Raw genomic sequence first — 2205 nt, forward strand, 5'->3', positions numbered from 1 at the left:
CCGCCGGCACCCCGGCCGCGCCGGCCAGCGCCCGGTCCAGCGTGGCGACCGCCGCCTCGTCCGGCCCGGCCGCCGGTGCTCGGCCGCCCACCAGCTCGTCGAGCCCGGCCACCACGGTGTCCACGTCGCCCTGGAGCCGCCGCAGCGCCGCCTGTCGCTCGGCCACCGTGCGTTCCAGCGCCTCGCGGAGCCCGACCATGCCGGCCGGGTCGACGGCGGTCGTGGCCAGCAGCGGCACGCCGTCCAGGCCGTCCGCGTCGAGCAGCCGGCGCAGGTCGGCCAGTACCTTGGGCAGCTCGGCCGGGGGCAGCCGGTCGGCCTGGTTGAGCACGACCAGGGTGACGTCGCGGTGCCGGTGGAACTCGCTCAGGTAGCTGGTGTGGATCACCCGGTCGGCGTACTTCTGCGGGTCGACCACCCAGACGACGAGGTCGACGAGGCCGAGCAGCCGGTCCACCTCCAGCCGGTGCGACCGCTGCACCGAGTCGAAGTCGGGCAGGTCGAGCAGGATCAGCCCGTGCAGGGCGGTCTCGTCGTCGCCGTCCAGCGCGCTCTCCCGGACGAACCGGTGCCGGGGCAGCACCCCGACCCAGTCGAGCAGCCGGTTGCCGCCGGCCAGCGCCCCCCAGACGCAGGCGTGGGTGACGCCGGTGGTGGGCCGGCGCACCCCGACCGGGGAGAGGTCCATCCGGGCCAGCGCGTTGAACAGGCTGGACTTGCCGCTGCCGGTGGCGCCGGCGAGGGCCACCACGGTGTGGTCGCGGGAGAGCGCCAGCCGGGAGCCCGCCCGCTCGACCAGGGTGTGCGCCGGCACGAGGCGGGCGTCCGGCAGGTGCCCGTCGACGGCGGCGAGGAATCGGCGTACCGCGACGAGGCGGGCGACCAGGGCGTCGGCGTCCACCCGCTGGTCACCGCGGAACGCCTCGCGCATCCGCCCGACGATGTTGCTCATCGGAGCCCTCTCCCGTCGCCGGCCGCGCGCCTCGCCCGCACGCTACCCGGGTTCACCGGTGCCCGCCCTCGTCCGCGGGCAGGGCCGGGGTGTCCGTGTCGGTGAGGCCGCTGCGGTGCCGGGCGATCTCCACCCGGCCGGCGGCCCGGCGCAGCGCCTCCCCGGCGTCCGTGGCGGGCCGGGCCTCCGTCGTCCGCGCCAGGTAGCGGGCGGCCTCCGAGTCCAGCAGGCCACGCACCCGGTCCAGCAGGTCGGCCCGGGCCTTGTTGGCAAGCGTACGCACGGCCTGGTCGCCGAAGATGGCCTGGAGGACGGTCTGCGCGGCGACGGTGGTGCCGGCTCCGGTGGCGACCTCCAACCCGGTCGGGATGAACGCGGTGGAGGCGAACACGGCGATCATCACGGCCAGCCCGGTGGCGTTCACCGCGTACGCGGCCGTCCGGGCCACGAAGCGCCGGTCGCCGCCCTCGACCCGGACCAGTTCCAGCACGCCCCGCTGCCAGTCGCGGACCAGCCGCTCGGCGCGTTCGGCGAGGTCGTCGGAGGGGTGGGCGAGCCCCGGTTCGAGCAGCGCCGCCCCGGCGGGATGCGCCCGCCACGCCGTGTACGCGTTCTCCGCCGCCTCGGAGGCGACCCCGCGGAGCAGGGTGACCAGCTGGGACTCGATCGCGTCACGCAGCTCGGAGGCGGGCGCCGGACGGCCGGTGACCGCGGCCACCACCCGGTCGCGCAGCCGCCCGATCCGGGCCTCCAGCGTGCGGAAGAACTCGCCCGTGCCGACGAACTCCTGCCAGCGGGCCAGCACCTCGCCCCGGAGCAGCCGGCCGTCGGACAGCCCCTGCTCCACCGTCCGCTCCGCCCCCCGGTACGCGGCCCGGACCCGCTCGTCGAGGGCGTCGGCCGCGGCCAGTTGCTCGTCGGCGGCGTCGGCGAGCCCCTCGACCGCCGGGTGCAGGGCGGCGAGCGCCCCGTCCAGGGTCTGCCGGACCACGGCCGCCCGGGCGTCAGCGTCGGCGGCCAGCCGGGCGAACCAGGCGGCGAGCGGCGCGGTGGCCCGGTCGGGCAGCAGCCCCTGCCCGTCGACCCAGGTCTCCGGGAGCACGAAGAGCGGCGCGGCGCCGAGGTCCTGCGCGGCGAGCATCTCGGACAGGTGGGCGGCGATCTCGTCGGCCGCCTCCGGGGGCACGCGGTCGAGCACCATGGCGATCACCGCGCCCCGGGCCCGGGCGCTGCGCAGCAGCTCCCAGGGGACC

2 protein-coding genes are annotated in these 2205 nt (G+C 77.4%); both read right to left on the minus strand.

Annotation, left to right across the window (positions count from 1 at the left end; all coding sequences use genetic code 11):
* On the minus strand, positions 1–952 hold a 952-nt coding region (locus NCC78_RS31040), incomplete at its 3' end, for a GTPase (protein WP_250798982.1).
* A gap of 52 nt (positions 953–1004) precedes the next feature.
* A partial coding sequence (locus tag NCC78_RS31045; protein ID WP_250798984.1) for an ABC transporter occupies positions 1005–2205 on the minus strand: 1201 nt, incomplete at its 5' end.

The organism is Micromonospora phytophila (assembly GCF_023656545.1).
Taxonomy (GTDB): Bacteria; Actinomycetota; Actinomycetes; order Mycobacteriales; family Micromonosporaceae; genus Micromonospora; species Micromonospora phytophila.